Source organism: Rhizobium sp. BK456 (assembly GCF_014194045.1).
Lineage (GTDB): Bacteria > Pseudomonadota > Alphaproteobacteria > Rhizobiales > Rhizobiaceae > Rhizobium > Rhizobium redzepovicii.
Genome location: NZ_JACIAO010000004.1, coordinates 223,788 through 242,242, shown reverse-complemented (window position 1 = coordinate 242,242; position 18,455 = coordinate 223,788). Strand labels below are relative to the sequence as shown.

At 61.5% G+C, this 18,455-nt stretch carries 18 protein-coding genes; 6 read left to right on the top strand and 12 right to left on the bottom strand.

Annotated features, from left to right (window positions below):
* Position 1: 1 nt before the first annotated feature.
* The 5 genes from ehuD to FHX03_RS13950 all read right to left on the bottom strand — a co-directional run bounded on the left by ehuD (position 2) and on the right by FHX03_RS13950 (position 4,603).
* Complete coding sequence (ehuD, locus tag FHX03_RS13970) at positions 2 to 661, bottom strand: ectoine/hydroxyectoine ABC transporter permease subunit EhuD (RefSeq protein ID WP_097629397.1); 660 nt, start codon at positions 659 to 661, stop codon at positions 2 to 4.
* Between the two features lie 4 nt (positions 662 to 665).
* On the bottom strand, positions 666 to 1,325 hold the full coding sequence (ehuC, locus tag FHX03_RS13965; protein WP_183854124.1) for an ectoine/hydroxyectoine ABC transporter permease subunit EhuC: 660 nt from the start codon (positions 1,323 to 1,325) through the stop codon (positions 666 to 668).
* Between the two features lie 77 nt (positions 1,326 to 1,402).
* The gene (gene ehuB, locus FHX03_RS13960; RefSeq protein WP_183779717.1) at positions 1,403 to 2,251 is read right to left on the bottom strand and encodes an ectoine/hydroxyectoine ABC transporter substrate-binding protein EhuB; all 849 of its coding nucleotides are present in this window, start codon (positions 2,249 to 2,251) and stop codon (positions 1,403 to 1,405) included.
* A 58-nt stretch (positions 2,252 to 2,309) separates the two neighbouring features.
* Positions 2,310 to 3,095, bottom strand: coding sequence for an ectoine/hydroxyectoine ABC transporter ATP-binding protein EhuA (gene ehuA, locus FHX03_RS13955; RefSeq protein ID WP_012556276.1), 786 nt, complete (start codon positions 3,093 to 3,095; stop codon positions 2,310 to 2,312).
* 122 nt (positions 3,096 to 3,217) lie between these two features.
* Positions 3,218 to 4,603 carry a PLP-dependent aminotransferase family protein gene (locus FHX03_RS13950; protein WP_183854122.1) on the bottom strand — a complete coding sequence of 462 codons (1,386 nt, stop codon included), beginning with the start codon at positions 4,601 to 4,603 and terminating at the stop codon, positions 3,218 to 3,220.
* Between the two features lie 100 nt (positions 4,604 to 4,703).
* Here FHX03_RS13950 and FHX03_RS13945 point away from each other — a divergent pair, with 100 nt between their 5' ends.
* From FHX03_RS13945 to FHX03_RS13925, 5 genes are all read left to right on the top strand, one after another.
* A complete protein-coding gene (locus FHX03_RS13945; protein ID WP_183854121.1) occupies positions 4,704 to 5,201 on the top strand; it encodes an Lrp/AsnC family transcriptional regulator in 498 nt (165 codons plus the stop codon).
* Positions 5,202 to 5,320: 119 nt separating this feature from the next.
* The gene (locus FHX03_RS13940; protein ID WP_183779710.1) at positions 5,321 to 6,817 is read left to right on the top strand and encodes an NAD-dependent succinate-semialdehyde dehydrogenase; all 1,497 of its coding nucleotides are present in this window, start codon (positions 5,321 to 5,323) and stop codon (positions 6,815 to 6,817) included.
* A 93-nt stretch (positions 6,818 to 6,910) separates the two neighbouring features.
* Entirely contained in the window at positions 6,911 to 8,290 is a 1,380-nt protein-coding gene (locus tag FHX03_RS13935; protein WP_183854119.1) for an aspartate aminotransferase family protein, read from the top strand.
* 12 nt (positions 8,291 to 8,302) lie between these two features.
* Positions 8,303 to 9,376: an alcohol dehydrogenase family protein gene (locus FHX03_RS13930; protein ID WP_183779705.1), complete on the top strand. Its 1,074-nt coding sequence runs from the start codon at positions 8,303 to 8,305 to the stop codon at positions 9,374 to 9,376.
* A 57-nt stretch (positions 9,377 to 9,433) separates the two neighbouring features.
* The gene (locus tag FHX03_RS13925) at positions 9,434 to 9,817 is read left to right on the top strand and encodes a DUF4112 domain-containing protein (protein ID WP_183854117.1); all 384 of its coding nucleotides are present in this window, start codon (positions 9,434 to 9,436) and stop codon (positions 9,815 to 9,817) included.
* A 121-nt stretch (positions 9,818 to 9,938) separates the two neighbouring features.
* Here FHX03_RS13925 and FHX03_RS13920 read toward each other — a convergent pair whose 3' ends face one another.
* From FHX03_RS13920 to FHX03_RS13895, 6 genes are all read right to left on the bottom strand, one after another.
* The gene (locus FHX03_RS13920) at positions 9,939 to 10,976 is read right to left on the bottom strand and encodes a Gfo/Idh/MocA family protein (protein WP_097629388.1); all 1,038 of its coding nucleotides are present in this window, start codon (positions 10,974 to 10,976) and stop codon (positions 9,939 to 9,941) included.
* Positions 10,977 to 11,126: 150 nt separating this feature from the next.
* Positions 11,127 to 11,912: a ThuA domain-containing protein gene (locus tag FHX03_RS13915; protein ID WP_183854116.1), complete on the bottom strand. Its 786-nt coding sequence runs from the start codon at positions 11,910 to 11,912 to the stop codon at positions 11,127 to 11,129.
* Positions 11,913 to 11,973: 61 nt separating this feature from the next.
* Positions 11,974 to 12,999 carry an ABC transporter ATP-binding protein gene (locus FHX03_RS13910; protein ID WP_183854114.1) on the bottom strand — a complete coding sequence of 342 codons (1,026 nt, stop codon included), beginning with the start codon at positions 12,997 to 12,999 and terminating at the stop codon, positions 11,974 to 11,976.
* 11 nt (positions 13,000 to 13,010) lie between these two features.
* Positions 13,011 to 13,841: a carbohydrate ABC transporter permease gene (locus tag FHX03_RS13905; protein ID WP_003591439.1), complete on the bottom strand. Its 831-nt coding sequence runs from the start codon at positions 13,839 to 13,841 to the stop codon at positions 13,011 to 13,013.
* Positions 13,841 to 14,827, bottom strand: a complete 987-nt coding sequence (locus tag FHX03_RS13900; RefSeq protein ID WP_183854112.1) for a carbohydrate ABC transporter permease — start codon at positions 14,825 to 14,827, stop codon at positions 13,841 to 13,843. The genes FHX03_RS13905 and FHX03_RS13900 overlap by 1 nt, the downstream gene beginning before the upstream one ends.
* Positions 14,828 to 14,896: 69 nt before the next feature.
* Positions 14,897 to 16,156 carry an ABC transporter substrate-binding protein gene (locus tag FHX03_RS13895; RefSeq protein WP_097627972.1) on the bottom strand — a complete coding sequence of 420 codons (1,260 nt, stop codon included), beginning with the start codon at positions 16,154 to 16,156 and terminating at the stop codon, positions 14,897 to 14,899.
* Between the two features lie 269 nt (positions 16,157 to 16,425).
* On the opposite strand from FHX03_RS13895, the gene FHX03_RS13890 reads away from it, so the two are divergent.
* Positions 16,426 to 17,439: a substrate-binding domain-containing protein gene (locus tag FHX03_RS13890; protein ID WP_054185265.1), complete on the top strand. Its 1,014-nt coding sequence runs from the start codon at positions 16,426 to 16,428 to the stop codon at positions 17,437 to 17,439.
* Between the two features lie 39 nt (positions 17,440 to 17,478).
* On the opposite strand, the gene FHX03_RS13885 is transcribed toward FHX03_RS13890, so the two are convergent.
* Positions 17,479 to 18,444, bottom strand: coding sequence for an ROK family protein (locus FHX03_RS13885; RefSeq protein ID WP_183779701.1), 966 nt, complete (start codon positions 18,442 to 18,444; stop codon positions 17,479 to 17,481).
* Between the last annotated feature and the right edge of the window lie 11 nt (positions 18,445 to 18,455).

Sequence of the window (18,455 nt, the reverse complement as noted above, 5' to 3'; positions counted from 1 at the left end):
ATCAATCATCCATCCTGGCGTAACGTTCCTCGAGCCAGCGCAAGCCCACGACCGAGATCAGGCTGATGATGAGGAAGAAGACCCCGACCAGCGTCATCGGCTCGATGTAGCGGTAATTGCTGTTGGCGATGCTCTTTGCCTGGTTCATCAGTTCAAGCACGGTGATCGCCGAAAGCAGCGGCGTCTCCTTGAACATGGCGATGAAATAATTGGCGAGCGCCGGGATCATCGGCGGAATCGCCTGCGGCAGGACGACGTGGATCCAGGCCTGGCGCGTCGTCAGATTGGTGGCCTTGGCGGCTTCCCACTGTCCGCGTGGCACATTCTCGATGCCGGCGCGATAGACCTCGGCAGTATAGGTCGCATAGTGAATGCCCATGCCGATGACGCCGGCGGTGAGCGGCGACAGTCGGATGCCGATATCAGGCAACACGTAGAAGATGAAGTAGAGCTGCACCAGCAGCGGCGTGCCGCGGATGAATTCCGAGACGAAGCCGACCGTTCTCGAAATGGCGGCGACCGGCGACCGCCGCGCAATGGCAAGACCAAGGCCCGCGGCCATGGCGACGGCAGCGCCGAGGATGGTCGCGAGAATGGTGATCTTGAACCCTTCGAGAAGGGTCGGCATGATCTGCCACACGAAGTCCCAATCCCATTCCATCCGATCAGCTCCTTATGCCGTCGAGGCTGCGGGCCATGCGCCGCTCCAGCCAGCGCATCGCCGCCGAAATCGCCAAGGCCATGAGAAAGTAGAGGATGAGGATCGTTGCGAAGGGCACCAGCGTACTGCCGGTCTGCGCACGCACCACCTGCGCCTGGAAGGTCATATCCGTCAGCGAGATCAGCGACACGACGGCCGTGCCCTTCAAAAGCTCGATCGCATTGTTGCAGAAGGTCGGCAGCATCAGCGGCAGCGCCTGCGGCAGGATGACGTGGCGGATGCGCTGGTAGCGCGACAGATTGAGCGCAACACAGGCTTCCGACTGTTCGCGCCCGACGGCCTTGACCGCGCCGCGCACCACTTCCGCCGCATAGGCGCCGACATTCAGGCCGAGCGCCAGGACACCCGCCTGCAGCGGCGTCAGGGTTAAGCCGGCAAAAGGCAGCACGAAATAGACCCAGAAGAGCTGGACGAAAATCGAGGTGCCGCGGAAGAACTCGATATAGGCGGTCGCCAGAGCCCTAACGGCAAAGAAGCGCGACAGGCGGCCGAGCCCCGCCAGGAAGGCCATCACCAGCGCCAGTGCGGACCCCATGACCGTCAACTGAAGCGTGACCAGGGCGCCCTCAAGGATCAGTGTCAGATAGCCGGACCATACCGACATCGGCAACTCACTTCTCTGGAGATCGTGCGAAGGGCAAACCGGCCATGGAAGGACGCATGCCGGCCGCTCTCATCAGGTTACTTGGCTGCGGCGCAGAGCTTGTCGCGGCTGGTCGACATCGCCGCCTTGGCCGAGAAGCCATAGGGCTCGATGATCTTGGCGAATTCGCCCGATTCCTTCAGTTTCTTCAGCTCGACGTCGAAGGCATCGCGTAGCGCGACATCCTGCTTGCGGAAGGCGGCGCCATCGCAATAGACCGGTGCATTGACCACCGGGGCGACGGTTTCGAGATTGGGGTCCTTCGCCTTGGCCATCAGATCGTGGATCGACAGGACCGGCAGCGAATAGACGTCGATGCGGCCGTCCTGCAGCATCTTGATGCCGCTCTGGCCATCAGGAACGACGATGACGCGGTCACGCGGCACGCCGGCCTCGAGCGCCAGCTTCTCCTCGGTGCCGCCGCCCGGTGCGCCGATCTTGGCATCGGGATTGTCGGCGATATCCTTGTAGCTCGTCAGCTTCAGCGGATTGCCTTTCTTGAGAGCGAAGGCTTCGGCGTCGCAGAGGATCGGTTCGGAATAGGCGACGGCATTGCAACGCTCCGGCTTCATGAACAGGCCGGCGGTGATCGCGTCGTGGCGGCCGGCCTGCAGACCGGGGATCATCGCGCCATATTCCGAAATCGAGGCGACCACTTCCTTGACGCCGAGCTTTTCGAAGATTACGCGCGCCACATCGGGCGCGGCACCGGACACCTTGCCGTCGGCACCGACGGCTGTGAACGGCGGCTCGTTGGCGATGGCGATGCGGGCAAAACCCTGCTCCTTCAGTTGCTCGAGCTTGTCATCGGCGGCGGAAGCCGGGCCGGCGGCCGCGGCCAGAAGCACCGACAGGCTGACGGCGCTCAAAACATATCCTGCTTTCATGGTTCCCAACTCCTCTGGCTTTCCTTTGAGTTTTGTTCTTTGCGGGCAATGTCTGAGGTCAGACGCGGTGCCCAGCCGCTATGATCTTGCGCAGGAAGGTCTGCGTCCTCTCCTGCGTCGGATTTCTGAAGATATCGCCCGGCTTGCCTTCCTCGACGATCTTGCCTCGATCGAAGAACAGCACGCGGTCGGCGAAGTCATGGGCGAAGCCCATTTCATGCGTGACGAGAAGCATCGTCATATCGGTCTCGGAGGCCAGCCGGCGCATGACGTTCAGCACCTCTTCGACCAGTTCCGGGTCGAGCGCCGAGGTCACTTCGTCGAACAGCATGATCTTCGGCGACAGCGCCAGCGCCCGGGCAATGGCGACGCGCTGCTTCTGTCCGCCGGAAAGCTGCGCCGGGACGCTTTTCGCCTTGTCGGCCAGGCCGACCATATCGAGAAGCTCCATTGCCCGCTTTTCGGCCTGCGGACGTTTGATGCCCTTGGTCAGCATCGGCGCCAGCGTCACATTGTCGAGCACGCATTTGTGCGGAAACAGATTGAAGTGCTGGAAGACCATGCCGATCTTTTCGCGCATGCGATGAAGGTGCCGTTCATCGGCCGGCACCAGCCCGCTGCTGCCTGCCATATGGTAGAGTTGTTCGCCGTCAACCTCGATATGGCCGCCGCTGATCGTCTCCAGCGTCATCAGAATGCGCAGGATCGTCGTCTTGCCGGAGCCAGACGGCCCGATCAGCGCCAGCTTCTCACCCGGCATGACATTCATCGACAGGCCGTCGAGCACGGTCAGCGGGCCGTATCTCTTGACGATGTTGTCGATGCGGATGATGGGCTGAGGCATTCATGTCTCTCCCTGTTGAGACAAGCAATACCCTAACGATGACGGCCCATCAAAATCATGTCAATTCGTAAAATAATATCATGACAATTATTCTGAGAATGCTCAAAGGAGGGGCAGCGCCATCAAATCGCCAGCAGCAGCTCTTCCGGATTTCCCTGTGCCAAAGAAGCGACGATCCCAAGCCCGGTCCGCAACTCGCTTTCGGTCGTCGAGCCGAGCGAAATGCGCACGGCCGGCGTCGAGCCCTGGTCGGCGGTGCGGAACGATTTGCCGGGCGCGATCGCCACGCCGCGCAGCCTCGCCTGCGAGACGAAACCATCTTCCGTATGGTTGCCGGCGAGCGGCAGCCAGACATGCAGGCTTTGCGGGTGCGCCCGGTAGCTGAGGCCGGCCAGCATCTCTGCTGCGATCGCGTGGCGGCTCGCAAGGGCGCGGCGTTGCCAGTTGACCAGCTCCATCGCCGTGCCGTCGCTGACCCAGCGGCTGGCGATCTCGGCCATGGCAGGCGTCGCCATCCAGCTGGAAACGAGATGCCGGTTGGCGACGGCGGCGACATAGCGGTCGGGTGCGACGAGATAGCCGATCCTGAGGCCGGGAACGGTGATCTTCGTGAAACTCGTGACGTAGAGCGTCCGCTCCGGCGCAAAGGCGGCCATCGGCGGCGCCCGGTTCTCAACCATCGGACCGAGAATATCGTTTTCAATGATCGCGATGTCATGCTTGGCGGCAACGGCGGCAAGCGCCTGCCGACGCTCGGCACTCATCAGCGACGCCATCGGGTTGATCACCGAGGGCTGCAGAAAGATTGCCCGGATCGGCCCCGTGCGGCAGGCTTCATCAAGCGCCTCCGGGATCATGCCCTCCTCGTCGATCGCCAACCCCTCGAGATGCAGGCCGAGATAGCCGCAGAGCGGCACCAGCGTATGGTGACTGACCGCTTCGGTGGCAATGGTCGAGCCGGGCGGCGCGACGCTCATCAGCGCGACCGTCATGCCCGAGGTCGCGCCATTCGTCACGCTAATATTCAGCGGCGACACGTCGAGCCCGCAGCGCGCCACCCATTCGGTGGCGACCGTGCGGTGGCGCGGAAACACCATGTTCGGCCGGAACGACAAGGCGGAGCTGGAGGGCAGGTTTTCCGCAAGCCAGCCGAAGGCCTGGCGCAGCCTTTCCAGGTGGATCTGCTCGCAGACCGGCTTCAGGATCGACAGATCGATCACCTCGCCCAGCCGTTCCGGCAGATAAGGCGGCTCCGGCTCGCGCGGCCTGGTCTGGACGAAGCTGCCGCGGCCGATCTCGCCGGAGATCAGCCCCCGGCGGCTGAGTTCGTCATAGGCACGGCTCACCGTCTGCACGGAAAGATGCAGATCGTCCGCCAGCTTGCGATGCGGCGGCAATTGCGCCCCGTCGGAGAGCTTGCCGTCGGTGATCGCGTTGGCGATCTGCTCGGCAAGCGAGAGGTAAGCCGGCCGGCGGAGTTGCGAGGGATCGGGGCGCCACTTTGTCATGATTTTACACTGCTGAAAATCAGTTCAATTGACAATGCCAAAATGCGCTTCCATTGTCTTTTCGCTGCGTTTGAAATGATTTCTTTCTAAAGAAAGCACCATGAAGCTCGACGCCATCGACCTGCGCATTCTCGACGCCGTCCAGCGCGACGGCCGCATCACCAAGCTGGCACTGGCCGAAAGGGCAGGCCTGTCGCCGACGCCGTGCTGGATGCGGCTGCGCAAGCTCGAAAAGGCGGGCATCATTACCGGCTACCACGCCCGCATCGCCCCGCGACGCATCGCGCCGGTCGCCAGCGTGATGATGGAAGTGACCCTCGCCAACCATCGCCAGGCTGATTTCGAGCGCTTCGAGCGCGCCGTTGCCGCAATCTCGGAGATCGTTGCCTGCTGGTCGGTTGGGGGCGGCGTCGATTACATCCTGAAAATCATCACCGCCGATATCGACGCCTATCAGCGGCTGGTCGACGGGCTTCTCGACCGCGAACTCGGCATCGACCGCTACTTCACCTATATCGTCACCAAAACGGTGAAAGAAGAAGCGGTGCTTCCGGTCTCTTCCTTCGCGGCATCCGACGAGGAACAGAGCCCCTCCTAGACAATCTTTCTAGCAGGCGGCCATCCTTTAGACCGTTTCTCTCTTTTGGCCTTCGCCAAAGGACAATCTCTCGCCCGCTCGTGTGGAAGACTTGCGTCACCGCTACGAGGAGATTGGACATGACCGCCGTTTTTGCCCGCCCCGCCTATCATGATGCGCTGTCGCGGCTTGCCGACCGTCATCTCCTGCGCGATCTCGCCTATGTCGGCGGCCGCTGGATCGTCGGCACGACAGGCAAAAGTTTCGAAGTTACCGATCCGGCCTCCTCAGGGACGCTTGCCTGGGTTGCGAGCCTCGGTATGGACGAGACGGCAACCGCAATCGATGCGGCGGCGCAGTCCTTTGCCGCCTGGCGCGCCATGCTGCCGCAGAACCGCGCGACCATCCTACGGAAGTGGCACGAGCTGATGCTCGCGGCCAAAGAGGATCTGGCGCTGATCATGACGCTCGAACAGGGCAAACCGCTTGCGGAAGCGCGCGGCGAGATCGATTACGCCGCCTCCTTCATCGAATGGTATGCCGAGGAAGGCAAACGGCTGAATGCCGAAAGCATCACCAGCCACCTGCCCGGGGCGGAAATGATCGTCCGGCGCGAGGCGCTCGGCGTAGTCGGCATCGTCACGCCCTGGAATTTCCCCTCTGCGATGCTGACCCGAAAGGCCGCCGCCGCGCTTGCGGCCGGCTGCACTGTCGTCGCCCACCCCTCTTCGGAAACCCCGCTTTCGGCGCTTGCCCTCGCCGAACTCGGAGAACGGGCCGGCATTCCCGCCGGCGTCTTCAATGTCGTCACCGGCCATGCCGCAACGATCGTCGGACGCATGTGTGCCGATCCTCGCCTGCGGGCCATAAGCTTCACCGGCTCCACCGAAGTCGGCCGCCTGATTGCCGCCCAATGCGCCCCGACCATGAAGCGGCTGGTGATGGAACTCGGCGGCCACGCACCGCTGATCATCTTCGACGACGCCGATATCGAAAAGGCGGTCGAGATCGCCGTCGACGCCAAGTTTGCCACATCCGGCCAGGATTGCCTTGCCGCCAACCGCATCTTCGTCCATCGGCGGATCGCCGACGGCTTCACCAAGGCTTTTGCCGCCCGCATCGGGGAGCTGAAGGTCGGCGCCGGGCTCGAGGACGGCGCCGAGATCGGGCCGCTGATGCATGAGCGCGCTGTCATCAAGGTCGAGGAGCAGGTCGCCGACGCGCTGGCGCAGGGCGCACGCCTCGTCACCGGCGGCAAACGCCATAAGGCCGGCCGGCTCTTCTACGAGCCGACGCTTTTGACGGATGTGCCGGCAAATGCGCTGATCATGCGCGAGGAGACCTTCGGGCCCGTGGCAGCACTTGCCACCTTCGACACCGAAGAAGAGGTCGTCGCCCGCGCCAATGATACCGAATACGGCCTTGTCGCCTACGTCGTCACCGAAAACGGCGCCCGCCAGATGCGTCTCGGCCGCGCGCTCGAATATGGCATGGTGGCGGTCAACCGCGTGAAGATCACTGGCGGCCCTATTCCCTTCGGCGGATGGAAGCAGTCCGGCCTCGGCCGCGAGGGCTCTCGCCATGGGCTCGAGGCCTTCACCGAGCTCAAATATCTCTGCATCGACACCGCCGCTTAAAGCTCTTTGTTTTTATGCATGTCGTTATCCCGGAACCGCGGCACACTTCCGGGCGACATGCACTAACCGCGCATTTCAAAAAGAGGACAGGACATGCTCGACAAAAGCAACGAACTCACCGCCTGGGACCGCGATCACTTCTTCCATCCTTCCACCCATATGGGCATGCATGCGCGCGGCGAGACGCCGACCCGCGTCGTCGCCGGTGGCGAAGGCGTCTACATCACCGACACGACAGGGCGGAAAAGCCTCGACGCCTTTGCCGGCCTCTATTGCGTCAATGTCGGCTATGGCCGCCGGGAGATCGCCGACGCGATCGCCGAACAGGCAAAGAACCTCGCCTATTATCACGCCTATGTCGGCCACGGCACCGAGGCCTCGATCACGCTTTCGAAGATGATCATCGATCGTGCGCCTGAGGGCATGAGCCGCGTCTATTTCGGCCTGTCGGGCTCGGACGCCAACGAGACCAACATTAAGCTCATCTGGTATTACAACAATATCCTCGGCCGACCCGACAAGAAGAAGATCATTTCGCGCTGGCGCGGTTATCACGGCTCAGGCGTCATGACCGGCAGCCTCACCGGCCTGGCACTCTTCCACAATGCCTTCGACCTGCCGCGCGCGCCGATCCTTCATACCGAAGCGCCCTATTATTTCCGCCGGCCCGACCGCGGGATGGGCGAGGAGCAGTTCTCGCAATATTGCGCCGACAGGCTGGAGGAGATGATCGTCACCGAAGGACCGGACACGATCGCCGCCTTCATCGGCGAACCCATCCTCGGCACCGGCGGCATCGTGCCGCCGCCGAAAGGCTACTGGCAAAAGATTCAGGCCGTACTCGCCAAATACGACATCCTGCTTGTCGCCGACGAAGTCGTGACCGGTTTCGGCCGTCTCGGCACGATGTTCGGCTCGGATCATTACGGCATGAAGCCGGATCTGATCACCATCGCCAAGGGCCTGACCTCGGCCTATGCCCCGCTTTCCGGCACGATCGTTTCGAGCAAGATGTGGCAGGTGCTGGTGCAAGGTTCCGACCAGTTGGGAGCGATCGGCCACGGCTGGACCTATTCCGCCCATCCGATCTGTGCTGCCGCCGGCATTGCCAATCTCGACCTGATCGATGAACTCGGCCTCGTCGAAAATGCCGGCGCGACCGGCGCCTATTTCCGCTCGGAACTGGCTAAAGCGGTCGGCGGCCATCGCAACGTCGGCGAAGTCCGCGGCGACGGGCTGATGGCGGCAGTCGAATTCGTAGAGGACAAGGATGATCGCAAGTTCTTCGATGCCGGCCGCAAGATCGGCCCGCAGGTCGCCACCGCCCTTCTCGAACGCGGCGTCATCGGCCGCGCCATGCCGCAGGGCGATATCCTCGGCTTCGCCCCGCCGCTCTGCCTGACACGCGAGGAGGCCGATATCGTTGTCAAGGCGGCGGCCGACGCCATCGAAACCGTCTTCAAGACGATCTGAGGAGAGCGCGGCATGATGATCCCCGAAAAGATGGCCGCCGTTCTGCTCACCGGTCATGGCGGGTTGGACAAGCTCGTTTATGACAGGGACGTGCGCGTTCCGACGCCTGCCGACGGAGAGGTTCTGATCCGCGTCACCGCTTGCGGCATGAACAACACCGACGTCTGGGTACGCCAGGGCGCCTACGGTACAGAGGACGATCCATCCGCCGTTTCCACCTGGCGCCGGCAGGGCAATACGCTGAGCTTCCCGCGCATTCAGGGCACCGATACGGTCGGCCATATCGTCGGCGTCGGTGCCGGCGTCGATCCGGCACGCATCGGCGAACGTGTCATGGTCGATTTTTCGATCTACAACCGCGACGACGACAGCCTTGCCGACATCGACTACATGGGCCATGGCCGCGACGGCGGTTATGCCGAATATATGGTCTTGCCGGCCGAGAACGCCCATGTCGTTGCAACCGATCTCACCGACGTCGAACTGGCCACCTTCTGCTGTGCCTATCTGACCGGCGAGCGCATGCTGGAGCGGGCAAGGCTTGCCGCCGGCGAACGTGTCCTCGTCACCGGCGCCTCGGGCGGCGTCGGCTCGGCGATCATCCAGCTGGCGCGCGCCCGCGGCGCCATCCCAATCGCGGTCGCCGGTCCCGGCAAGGAGGCGGCGATGCTTGAGATCGGTGCCGAGGCTGTGGTCACCCGCGGCAAGGGCGATCTGGTCGAAGCCGTCCATTCCGCCAGCCGTGGCCAGCCGATCGACGTCGTCGCCGATCTCGTCGGCGGGCCGCTGTTCAACGACCTCTTGAAGATCCTGCGCCCGGAAGGCCGCTATACGACGGCCGGCGCCATCGCCGGCCCGGTCGTCCAGCTCGACCTCAGGACCATGTATCTCAAACAATTGGAGTTGCATGGTTCCAGCCAGGGAAGCCGCGCCGACTTCCGCCGGCTCGTCGGCTATATCGAAAGCCGGAAGATCCGGCCTCTCGTTGGCGGCGTCTATCCGCTGTCGGAATTCCACCGCGCCCAGAGCGATTTCATGGCGAAAAATTTTGTCGGCAAACTGGTCGTGGTTCCGGACAAGAGATAAGCGCGATCCGATCACGCGCGCCGCCGAACCTTATCGGCTTTGCGGCGTTTCACGGCCATGGACACAGGCAAGACGACATACCTCACTTCTGCCGAACTCGGGCGAATTCGGCGCGCTGTCGGCATAGCCCGTCTGATGGATACGGCGGTTCGATTGCCGATCATCGGCGTCCGGATCGGCGCCGACTCGGTCCTCGGACTCATCCCGGCCATCGGGGATGTTGCCGGATCCCTGATCGGTCTTTTCATCATCGACGAGGCAAGACGGCTTGGCCTTCCTGGCCATAAACTCGCCCGCATGGCCGCCAATCTCGGTGTCGACGCCGCCTGCGGCACGGTTCCGCTGATCGGCGATCTCTTCGACGTCTATTTCAAGTCTCATCGCCGCAACGTCGGCATCATTCTCGACCATTTCGGCGTGAACGAAGACGAGCTGAACTAGCGCATTTGCCGCGGTCGGCCGCCCCCTGCTGTTCCCTTGGCGAGGAGCCTCCACGAGACGCGACGCCGATCGACCATCCCGCTCCGTTAGAACCAACAGAATGGTTCAATCTGAAATGGCTTTAAAGCTCAGTCAAAGCACCCGCCGTCTTCACCGCGTGATCGAGAACAAATTGCAGCTTGGCAGCGTGGCCGAAACCTGGCTCGTCCGGCTGTCCTTTTCGCACGGCGTTGGCAAATCGCTGGAAATTGGTGATGACCGGTTCGACCTCGATCTTGCGCCAGATTGCCTTATCGGCGTCGGCACCTTCACAGGTCCTCAGCGTCGAGCCCTCGGGCGTATGCACCACCTCCAGCGCACCCTTGTCTCCGTGCAGGCGCAGGCGCAATTCGTTCAGATGGCCGGTCGCCCATCGCGTTGCATGGATGACGCCAGCCGCGCCGTTTTCGAGTTCAGCCATCATCAAGAAACTGTCATTTGCATCGAGGTCGTATTCCCCGATGCGGTTACCAGGGCTTTTGTCGAACACTTTAAGATGCGATGCCGCCGCCTTGACGTCGCTTCCGGCGGCAAAAACCGCGAAGTCGAGAATATGGATACCGACATCACCAAGCACACCATTGGAGCCGTGTTTCGTCGACAGCCGCCAGAGCCATTGCGACTCTTTGGTCCAGTCGCCCCAGGCCTTCGAGACCAGCCAGCTTTGGAGATAGGAGGCTTCGAAGTGCCGGATCGCGCCGAGACGCCCGTCCAGCACCATCTTGCGCGCTGCTTGCAGCGGCGCCACGTTGCGATATGTCAGGTTTACCATCGTGACCTTGCCGGAGGCAGCTGCGGCGTCGGCCATCTCCTTGGCCTCGCGGTAGTTCACCGCCAACGGCTTCTCGCAGAGCACATGCTTGCCGGCGCGAAGTAATTTCATCGTCGTGGAATAGTGGGCGCGATCCGGCGTCACATTGGTCACGGCGTCAAACTCCCCCCAGGCAAGGGCATCATCGAGCGATGTGAACGTCAGCGGGATAGCATGCCTGAGCGCGAAAGCCCGCAGCCGGACCTCGTCCGTATCGACGGCGGCAACAATTTTGACGCCGGCGATTTCCGAGAAATTCATGGCATGGGTATTTGCCCATCCTCCGGTTCCGAGAATGATCAAGCGCATCTTTGTCCTCATTTGTTTGTCGAATTATTGGCAGCAGAATCGGTCGTCTTTTCGCAAGCGCCCGACGCTCTTGCCAAGAAAGAGATCGACCCGTTTCTTCCGGGCCAATCCCCTGCCTTGGCATCCACGCGAATAAAGTGTCTCAGCTCCTCAGCGGTAACCGGCTTCGCCGGCCTGATGCAGTTTCGGGCCGCGTTCGACGATCGGCTCCAGGGCCTTTTCTACCGGCACATTTGGGGCGTCGGTAATGCCAGTCAACGACCCTTGCGGGTTGTACGCCCATTTGACGCCGTTGATCAGCACCTTCTGGATGGTGGCGTCGTGATAGGTCGGATAGGTCTCGTGGCCGGGCCGGAAGTAGAAGATGTTGCCGGCGCCGCGCCGCCAGGTCAGGCCGGAGCGGAACACTTCGCCGCCCTGGAACCAGGAGATGAACACCGTTTCGAGCGGCTCCGGCACCGAGAACTGCTCGCCATACATCTCCTCGTTCTCGAGCTCGAAATGCTCGCCGATGCCGGCGGCGATCGGATGGCGCGGATTGATCGTCCACAGCCGCTCACGCTCGCCCGCCTCGCGCCATTTCAGCGCGCAGGGCGTGCCCATCAGCCGCTTAAAGATTTTCGAGAAATGGCCCGAATGCAGCACAAGCAGGCCCATGCCTTCCCAGACGCGCTTGGCGACGCGCTCGACGACGAGGTCGGAGACAGCGCCGTGATCCTTGTGGCCCCACCAGGTCAGCACGTCGGTTTCGGCAAGGCGGGCTTCGCTGAGGCCGTGTTCCGGCTCCTGCAGCGTCGCCGTCGTCGCGGAGATGGCGGGATCGGTGTTCAGCGCATTGGCGATCGTCGTGTGCATGCCCTCGGGATAGATCCCCCGGACGATTTCATTGGTGTTCTCATGGATGTTTTCACCCCAGACAATGGTGCGAATGGTCACGTTGTTCACTCCTGGTGGTTAAAGGGGTCGAGCCTCGGGAAGAGCATCGGCCCTGGGAAGATCAGGCAGCCTGCAGGGATGCCCGCTCGAGCGCCCGGCCCGAGCGGTCGAAACGGTGGACATGGCCCGCAAGCGGTGCAAGGCCAAGCGTCTGGCCTGGCTCGTGACGAGAGACACCGGCCTCCCGCACGATGAGCGGCTCATCCGCCCCGATATCCACATAGACAAAGCTATCGGAGCCGAGGATTTCCGAATGGATGACCGTGCCGCTCCAAACCGGCGACTCGGCCGTGATGCGAACATGCTCTGCGCGCACGCCGATTGTATGGCTGTCATAGGGCTGTGCCAGCTCGCCCGACAGGAAGTTCATTTTCGGCGAACCGATGAAGCCGGCCACGAAGAGCGAATTGGGGCTTTCGTAAAGCTCCAGCGGCGTACCGATCTGCTCGACGACGCCGTCTCTCAACACGCAGATCCGATCGGCGAGCGTCATCGCCTCGACCTGATCATGGGTCACATAGATCATCGTCGTGTTGTGCATGCTGCGATGAAGCTTGGCGATTTCTAGCCTGGTCGCAACGCGAAGCGCGGCATCGAGGTTGGACAGCGGCTCGTCGAAAAGAAAGACCTTGGGATCGCGGACGATCGCCCGGCCGATTGCGACGCGCTGACGCTGTCCGCCGGAAAGCTGGCGCGGCAAGCGATCCAAATAGGGTGAGAGCTGCAGCATACCGGCCGCCTCTTCAACACGCTGGCGGCATTCGTCTCTGGTGCGCCCGGACAGTTTCATGCCGAAAGCCATGTTGTCGAAGACTGTCATATGCGGATAGAGCGCGTAGGACTGGAACACCATGGCGATCCCTCGCTTCGATGGCGCATGCTGGTTCACCGTCGTGCTGTCAAAGGAGAGGGTTCCTGACGTAATGTCCTCCAGGCCGGAGATAAGCCGGAGCAGCGTGGACTTGCCGCATCCCGACGGCCCCACGAACACCATGAACTCACCCCTGCGGATGTCCATCGTCACGCCCTTGATCACCTCGAAAGCACCGAAGCTCTTGCGGATGTTCTCCAGTCGGATCTCTGCCATGTCCTACTCCCTCAACCTTTGACGCCGCCGGCGGTCAGTCCCGAAATGATCCGGCGCTGGAATATCAAAACAAGCACGACAACCGGGACGGTGACGATGACCGACGCCGCCATGATGTTGCCCCAGGGGATCTCGAATTCGCTGTTGCCCGACAGCAGGGCGATGGCCACCGGGACGGTCCGCTGCGTATCCGATGATGTGAATGTCAGCGCAAAAAGGAACTCGTTCCACGCGGCGATGAAAGCAAGCAGCCCCGTCGTCACCAGCGCCGGCCACATCAACGGCATGAACACCTGGGTGATGATGACCCATGGCGACGCGCCATCGACGATCGCCGCCTCCTCGATCTCAATCGGCAATTCCCGCATGAAGGTCGTCAACACCCAGACGGTGAACGGCAGGGTGAAGATCATGTAGGAGAAGATCAGCGCGAAAGGCGTGTTGAAGATGCCGAACCAGCGAATGAGTTCGAAGAGGCCGGCAAGAACGGCGATCTGCGGAAACATCGACACCGAAAGGATGGTCAGCATCAACAGCGCCCGCCCGCGGAAATTCACCCGCGCTAGCGCGAATGCGGCGGTGATCGAAAGCAACAGCGATGCGGAAACCACGACGCAGGCGACCATCGCGGAGTTCGCAAGACTGCGAACGAACCCGCCTTGGCCCATCACGGAAGTGTAGTTGGCGAAAGAGATCGAGGTCGGCCAGTAATCGACTTGGAAAAGCGCCGTGCCGGTCTTCAGGCTCGTCAGGATGGCATAGTAGAACGGAAACACCGCAATGATGACGATGATCGTGACGAGCAGGTAGAAGAGCGTATTCTTGGTGATCGAAAGCAGCATCAGCGTTCCTCCCCACCGAGCTTGACACGGCCGAGCCACATATAAAGGACGGTGACGGAGGCGATGATCAGGAAAAGCACCGTTGAGGCGGTGGCGCCGTAGGCGAACTTGTCGAAGTCGAACAGGTTCTCGCGCGCCATCACCGACATGGTTTTCGTCTGCGCATTGTTGGGCGTCAGGACATAGATCAGATCGAAGATGCGCATCGCATCCAGCATCCGGAAGATCACGGCAACCATGATAGCCGGCCGGATCAGTGGCAGCGTCAGACGCCAGAACACCTTGATCGGATTGACGCCGTCGATCTTGGCGGCTTCATAGATGTCGCTCGGAACCATCTGCAGTCCCGCAAGGATCAGAAGCGCCATGAAAGGCGTCGTCTTCCATACGTCGACGACCAAAACGGCGATCATTGCCGTTTCCAGATTGGCGGTCCAGGCGATCTTCTCGCTGATCAGGCCGAAGCCGAGCAGAATGTCATTCAAGATACCGAACTGGTCGTTGAGCATCCAAGCCCACATCTTGGCCGAGACGATCGTTGGGATCGCCCAAGGAATGAGGATTGCGGCCCGTACGACCCCGCGTCCGACGAACCGGGCATTCAGCACCAGGGCGACGATCAGCCCGAGCACGGTCTCGATCAGGACCGAAAGGACGGTGAACTTGGCGGTATTCCAGACAGCATGCCACCAGACCGGATCGGCAAGCAGCCCGCGATAGACGGTTCTTCCGCTCTTCAGCGTCACCCACGACAGATAATTGGAAAAGCCGACGAACTGCGCGTTGCCAAGGTCGTTGAGGGACGCATTGGTAAAGCTGAAATAGATTGTTCTGAACAGCGGCCATCCGGCGACGATCGCCAGGATCAACAGCGTCGGCGCCAGAAACACCCAGGCAGAGCGAATGCGTTCGGATTGCAGCTCCGTAGAGGCTCTGAGCTTGGAAACCCTTGGTTCAATCGCTTGTGGAACTACGATTTCTGTCATGAAACGCCCCTCCTCATTGACTCAGGCCGAAGACCGGACCGACGGCTTGACAGCCGCCGGTCCCGATAGTCACCAGGCGTCGCCCTTGAGGGTCGTCAGGTCGGCTTCGAGAAGCTCGAGGTTCTCGGCAGCTGAGCCGCTGCCGGACAGTGTATTGTGGACTGCAGTCCAGAACTTCGAGGACACTTCATTGTACTTGACTTTGGCCGTCGCCGAAGGGCGCGGCACCGCGTCCTGGAAGATGGGCTTCCAGTTCGGCATGAAGGGCTGTGCCGCGGCAACATCCTTGTCGTCATAAAGGTCCGTCAGCGTTGGCAAATTGGACAGCTCGACGGCACGCGCCTTTTGAACGTCCTTCGACGCCAGGAATTTTACCAGCGCGATGGCCGCTTCCTGCTTTTCGGAGTATTTCGACACCGCCAGATTCCAGCCGCCGAGCGTCGAAGACGGCTTGTCGCCGGCGGCTGCGACCGGTAGCGTCATCACGTCGAACTTGCCCTTAACGGCGCTGTCGGCACCATTGCCGAGGGAATAGGCATAGGGCCAGTTGCGCATGAAGACGGCGTTGCCGGTCTGCCAGACGCCGCGCGATTCTTCTTCCTGATAGGCGAGCACGCCTGGCGGTGAGATCGTGCCGATCCAGCCCTTGGCGCGCTCGAGTGCTGCAGCCGCCTTCTCATTGTTGATGGAGATCGCTCCGTCCGTCTCGACGATCTGGCCGCCGCCCGACGACTTCACCCATTCCAGCGCGTTGCAGGTCAGCCCTTCGTAGGAATTGCCCTGGAACACGTAGCCCCAGAGGTCCTTCTGTCCGGCCTGACGTTCTTTATCCTGAACCTCTTTGGCGGTGGCGGCCATCTCGTCCCAGGTCTTCGGCGGCTGCTTGCCGTATTTGTCGAGCAGGTCCTTTCGGTAAAACAGCGCCGGAGCATCGGTAAACAACGGCAGCGCCACGAGCCGGCCATTGACGGTCTGCGACGCGATGATCGACGGGAAGAACTGGCCGACCACGTCTTTGGTTGCCTCCTTCAAATCGATGAACTGGTCGGCAAGCTGCGGCGCCCAGATCACGTCGGTCTGATAGACATCAATGTCCTTGTTTCCGGCCGCAAGCCACAGGCGGTATTGGGAGAACTGCTCGCTGCTCGATGATGGCATGGTGACGAGCTTGACATGATTGCCGGTGTTCTTTTCGAAAACCGCCACCTGCTTCTGAAGGAATTCGATGCTTTTCCCGGTGGTGTTGGCGGCGAACGAAATTTCGGCGGCGCGGATCGGGCCGGCGACCGCGACGGCGAGCGCGGATAAGGCTAAGGCAAACTGTTTCATGATCTCCTCCCAGAAATTGAAATCGATTTGGCCCGCAGAACATTGCAGAAGGCCTTGGCGGCGTCAAGCCGACAAATCAGCACTTCACAGTTGTACAACATATCAATCATGGCATCATATACAGCTTAAGAGGCAATTTCTGGTGTCTGCAGGCGATGCCCCAAGTCGGCCGTATTGAAATCGATTTCAATCGCCGCTGAATTAGGCGCTTACCCGTTGCGCATCGCCAAAGCATCGTCCATTGATTGCCTAGATAAAGAAGACATCCGATGAAACTTCGTGAATTTGCAAAGCAGCTTGGGCTTTCTCCGACGACGGTCAGCCGTGCGCTCAGCGGCTACCCAGAGGTGAGCGAAGCCACGCGCGCCAGGGTTGCAAGCGAAGCAATGCGGCTTGGCTATCGCCCCGATATCAATGCCGTGCGGCTAAAGACCGGACGAGCCGGAGCGATAGGCGTTATGATGGGACGTTCAGGAGAAATTCATTTCGCTGAATTCGTGTCGGGAATGGCGCAGCGCCTGGAAACGGCCGATACGGATATTCTCATCACGCCCATCACCGCGCACAATGATGACGACGAGATCCAGGCCTATCGACGCCTGGTCGAAAGCCGCCGGGTGGATGCAGTGATCATTCATTCGCCACGTCCCCGGGACCCTCGGATCGAGATGCTGAACAGCCTCGGCGTGCCTTTCCTGGTTCACGGCCGCTCGGAGACCGAGCACGTTCACGCCTGGCTCGATATCGATAATGAAAATGCTGTGCGCAGGTCCACCGAACACCTGCTCGACCTCGGGCACCGGCGCATCGCCATGATCAACGGCCTCAGGGGCAAGACCTATTCGATCCACCGCGAGCAGGGTTTTCGGCTGGCGCATCAAGAGCGTGGGCTGACTGCCGATCCCAACCTGATGGTCTGCGATAAATTTTCCGACGAAAGCGGCTTTCGCCATGCCCGCTCCTTCCTCGAGAGAGCGAATGCGCCGACCGCCATCGTCGCGGGCTCCACGATGACGGCGCTTGGTGTTTACCGCGCCGTCCGTTCGCTTGGGATGACGGTGGGACAGGATGTCTCGGTCATCGCCCATGACGACGTCTTCCCTTATCTGACGGCCGAAAACATGGTGCCGTCGCTCTCGACAACGCGATCCTCGATGCGTGCTGCGGGCACGCGCTGTGCTGAGTTAACGCTACAGCTTATTGCCGGACGTGCCGCGGATGAGGTCCATGAATTGTGGCCGGTCGAACTGATTCTCAGGGAAAGTACCGCCCCACCGCCCTGACGGAGCAACCTCTCGACGCGTACAGAACCCGAGTGTCTTCTAAAGATGATCGATCGGAGCGACCTTCCCCGCCAAGAATGCCAGAGCCGCCGCGCCGACAAGGCCCGAGTTCTGATCCAATGCCGCCAGCATCACCTTGACATCCTTGAATGCCGGCATTGCCCACTGGCTGATATAGGCTTGAATGCCCGGTTGCAGACGTTCGAATTCGTGGGAGAGCCCTCCCCCCATGACGATGATATCGGGACTGAAGATGTGGATCAGGCTGGTGAAGCCGCGACCGAGAACCTCCGCTTCCTCGTCGACCAGTTGATTTGCGAGACGATCGCCATTTCTAGCCGCCGCAAAAACGCTGCGGCTGTCGATGGTGCCGCCACCGCTGCCTATCGTCGTCTCTCGGCTTTCCACCGCCCGCATTTGCGCGCGCCGCGCAAAAGCCGGCCCGGATCCATAGGCCTCGAAACAGCCCCTGTTGCCGCAAGGGCAAAGCTCGCCGTTCGGCACGACCGACATGTGGCCGACATGGGCGGCCATGCCCTTGCGACCGCGCACCACGCGACCGTCCGAGATAACGCCGCCGCCGATCCCGGTGCTGACCGTGACATAGACGAGGTTATCAAGGCCCTTGCCAATACCGAACTGCCATTCGCCGATCGCCGCGGCAATGGCGTCGTTTTCGAGATCGACCGGAAACGCAAACCGCTTCTGCAACTCTGCCTTCAGCGGAAAATCAACGAAGCCCGGAAGGGTCGGAATATCGGTTGCGACACCGGCGACCGTATCGAGCGGGCCCGGGGCGGATACGCCGACGCCCACCACCGAAGCAGGCTTCGATGCTGCAAGCAGCCGATCGGCGAGGCCGCAAATCTGGGCGAGCACCCGGTCGGGGCCGGCCAGCGCATCCGTTGGTTCGGCCAAACGCGTCAGGATCCTGCCTTGCTCGTCGACAAGGGCAGCGCGCACCTGCGTTCCGCCGAGGTCTATACCAATGGCAACCTGCTGCATGTGAACCACCC

Coding starts and splice junctions, on each gene's coding strand:
- ehuD (WP_097629397.1), bottom strand. CDS start 661: ATGGAATGGGATTGGGACTTCGTGTGGCAGATCATGCCGACCCTTCTC.
- ehuC (WP_183854124.1), bottom strand. CDS start 1,325: ATGTCGGTATGGTCCGGCTATCTGACACTGATCCTTGAGGGCGCCCTG.
- ehuB (WP_183779717.1), bottom strand. CDS start 2,251: ATGAAAGCAGGATATGTTTTGAGCGCCGTCAGCCTGTCGGTGCTTCTG.
- ehuA (WP_012556276.1), bottom strand. CDS start 3,095: ATGCCTCAGCCCATCATCCGCATCGACAACATCGTCAAGAGATACGGC.
- FHX03_RS13950 (WP_183854122.1), bottom strand. CDS start 4,603: ATGACAAAGTGGCGCCCCGATCCCTCGCAACTCCGCCGGCCGGCTTAC.
- FHX03_RS13945 (WP_183854121.1), top strand. CDS start 4,704: ATGAAGCTCGACGCCATCGACCTGCGCATTCTCGACGCCGTCCAGCGC.
- FHX03_RS13940 (WP_183779710.1), top strand. CDS start 5,321: ATGACCGCCGTTTTTGCCCGCCCCGCCTATCATGATGCGCTGTCGCGG.
- FHX03_RS13935 (WP_183854119.1), top strand. CDS start 6,911: ATGCTCGACAAAAGCAACGAACTCACCGCCTGGGACCGCGATCACTTC.
- FHX03_RS13930 (WP_183779705.1), top strand. CDS start 8,303: ATGATGATCCCCGAAAAGATGGCCGCCGTTCTGCTCACCGGTCATGGC.
- FHX03_RS13925 (WP_183854117.1), top strand. CDS start 9,434: ATGGACACAGGCAAGACGACATACCTCACTTCTGCCGAACTCGGGCGA.
- FHX03_RS13920 (WP_097629388.1), bottom strand. CDS start 10,976: ATGCGCTTGATCATTCTCGGAACCGGAGGATGGGCAAATACCCATGCC.
- FHX03_RS13910 (WP_183854114.1), bottom strand. CDS start 12,999: ATGGCAGAGATCCGACTGGAGAACATCCGCAAGAGCTTCGGTGCTTTC.
- FHX03_RS13905 (WP_003591439.1), bottom strand. CDS start 13,841: ATGCTGCTTTCGATCACCAAGAATACGCTCTTCTACCTGCTCGTCACG.
- FHX03_RS13900 (WP_183854112.1), bottom strand. CDS start 14,827: ATGACAGAAATCGTAGTTCCACAAGCGATTGAACCAAGGGTTTCCAAG.
- FHX03_RS13895 (WP_097627972.1), bottom strand. CDS start 16,156: ATGAAACAGTTTGCCTTAGCCTTATCCGCGCTCGCCGTCGCGGTCGCC.
- FHX03_RS13890 (WP_054185265.1), top strand. CDS start 16,426: ATGAAACTTCGTGAATTTGCAAAGCAGCTTGGGCTTTCTCCGACGACG.
- FHX03_RS13885 (WP_183779701.1), bottom strand. CDS start 18,444: ATGCAGCAGGTTGCCATTGGTATAGACCTCGGCGGAACGCAGGTGCGC.